Here is a 2,530-nt window from a genome sequence, read left to right as displayed (position 1 = left end):
GGCTCCGAAGGCAGGACTCGAACCTGCGACAACCTGATTAACAGTCAGGTGCTACTACCAACTGAGCTACTTCGGAACAATGATATTCAATTAAATTTTCTAAAAATTCTTAAGCACATTTATTATTATAGCAAGCATTATAAATTATGCAACACTTTTTATAAAAATTTTCATATATTTTGTCGAATGGGTTAGTAGGAACCATTAAAAATCATAATAGTTCTCTATAAAATCTAATATTTCTATTTTGTGTACTTAATATTCTTGCTGTATATTATTGTAATTGATAAAATAAAAATAGTTTTATGAATTTTCTATTATTTATGGGGAGGAATGTTCAAATGGTTACAAACGATTTAATTGCACCAGAATTTTATAACATTACTGAGGAATTAGAGAAATTTTCTCAAGATAGTGAACGTCAAGCAATAAGATGGTTAAATACTCAACAGGAGCGCCGAACTATTTCCTATTTAGAGCTTGTTCAAAAAATGAACCAGTACGCAAATGCTTTTACGAAGAGGGGGCTTCAAAAAGGCGATCGCGTATTAGTCATTACTCCACGACTACCTGAGGCATACTTTGTCTTCCTTGGCTGTCTAAAGGCTGGTATCGTGCCTATATCTTGCTCTGAGATGTTGCGTGCAAGTGATTTAGAATATCGTATGGAGCACTCCTCTGCAAGTGCAGTGATTGCTTATGAGGCATTCACGGGTGAAGTAGATCATATTTCTTCTACTGTAGAGGCTTTAAATAATAAGTTGGTTATCGGAACTGCTACCGGTAATTGGACTTCGTTAGATAAGTTAGCTAGCACGCAGCCCGATACTTTTACTGCAGTTCCTACAAAACGTGATGACATGGCTTTCCTTTCTTATACTTCTGGTACAACTGGTAAACCAAAGGGAGTTGTTCATTCTCACGGCTGGGGATATGCACATATTCGCACAGCAGCTTCACAATGGCTTTGTGTGCGTGAAGGTGACTTAGTATGGGCTACCGCAGCACCAGGTTGGCAAAAATGGATCTGGAGTCCGTTTTTATCCACTATAATGCTAGGTGCAACTGCATTTGTTTATCATGGCGGATTCGACGCAAAAACATATCTTCAACTACTTCAAGATGAAAAGGTAAATGTATTATGCTGTACACCAACTGAATATCGTATACTGGCGAAAATTGATAATTTAAAAGAGTACAATCTATCATCATTGCGAAGTGCAGTCTCTGCTGGTGAACCATTAAATCGACCGGTTATCGAAGCATTTATGAATCATTTTGGTCTTAAAGTCCGAGATGGCTATGGTCAAACGGAAAATACACTGTTGATTGGCACACTAGAAAATACTGAGTTACGTCCTGGTTCAATGGGTGTTCCAACTCCTGGTAATATTGTACGTATTGTAGACAATGAAGGTAATGAAGCATCCGTTGGGGAAGTTGGGGATATCGCTGTTCATAAGTCATCTCCAGCTTTATTTAAAGAATATTATCGTGAGCCTGAACGTACACAAGCTGCCTTCCGTGGCGATTGGTATATTACTGGTGACCAAGCCAAATGTGACGAAGATGGTTATTTCTGGTTTGAAGGTCGCGGAGATGACATCATCATCTCATCAGGCTATACAATTGGACCATTTGAAGTAGAAGATGCTTTGAATAAACATGAGGCTGTACAAGAATGTGCTGTTGTAGCAGCACCAGATGAAATTCGAGGGCATATCGTGAAAGCCTTTATTATTTTACGAGAATCCTTTAAAAACCATGATGAAGAGGAATTAACAAAAGAGCTGCAGGAGCACGTTAAGGCATTAACAGCGCCTTATAAATACCCTCGTAGCATTGTCTTTATAGATGAATTACCTAAAACTACTTCTGGTAAGATTCGACGTGTAGAATTACGAACAGCAACTGTTTAAAATAATCTAGTCACCTTGTCATGTACTACGGTGGACAGCTCTTTTATATCCTTGCGCATCCTGGGCATGATGTATTTGGCTAGACAGCATCCGAGGCATCCTGCACGATATTTTTAGAGGAAGAGGAGTGGCGCGCTCTTTATTGCATTTCAAATCGGACATCTATTCCACCATCCACGACCCCAACGAATAAAACTTTATTTGGCGAAATTAGGTGGCTTTTTAGGACGCAAGGGAGATCGTGACCCAGGGTGAAGGTGATATGGAAAGGATTTATCAGCTCCATACCATACTGAAGTATTATACGTACTTACTTCCATAATTAGGGTGTGTTGTGGGTCAAGTTAGTCTCTATAGGTGGGAGTCTTCTGTATCTGCCGCTATGCTTTCGATACAAAAAACATTTGCTGAATGAAGATAAAAAGAGACATTTCAACCAGGGCTCTATGGTTATGCTGGTGAAATGTCTCTTATTCTTTTTGTTTTTGGACATAAAAAAAGCCACTACTGAGTTTGTCAGCAGCGACTTTTTGCGCCTAGCAATGTCCTACTCTCACAGGGGGAAGCCCCCAACTACCATCGGCGCTAAAGAGCTTAACTTCCGTGTTCGG

At 39.5% G+C, this 2,530-nt stretch carries 1 protein-coding gene, 1 tRNA gene and 1 rRNA gene; 1 reads left to right on the top strand and 2 read right to left on the bottom strand.

Annotated features, from left to right (window positions below):
* Nucleotides 1-2: 2 nt before the first annotated feature.
* A tRNA-Asn gene (locus AC3WOM_RS26610) sits at nt 3-76 on the bottom strand.
* Nucleotides 77-341: 265 nt separating this feature from the next.
* Between AC3WOM_RS26610 and mbcS the strand changes: the two genes are divergently transcribed.
* On the top strand, nt 342-1,919 hold the full coding sequence (gene mbcS / locus AC3WOM_RS26605; protein WP_492449186.1) for an acyl-CoA synthetase MbcS: 1,578 nt from the start codon (nt 342-344) through the stop codon (nt 1,917-1,919).
* 534 nt (nt 1,920-2,453) lie between these two features.
* On the opposite strand, the gene rrf is transcribed toward mbcS, so the two are convergent.
* Nucleotides 2,454-2,530 (bottom strand): 5S ribosomal RNA (rrf, locus tag AC3WOM_RS26600); the annotation flags it as partial.

It is taken from the genome of Lysinibacillus sp. FW301-JW8 (assembly GCF_058788755.1).
Note: the sequence above shows the minus strand (reverse complement) of the source record. Positions and strands in the feature narration are given on the sequence as shown.

Bases quoted from the DNA above. Each gene is read 5' to 3' on its own strand.
- mbcS (WP_492449186.1), top strand. From the start codon at position 342: ATGGTTACAAACGATTTAATTGCACCAGAATTTTATAACATTACTGAG.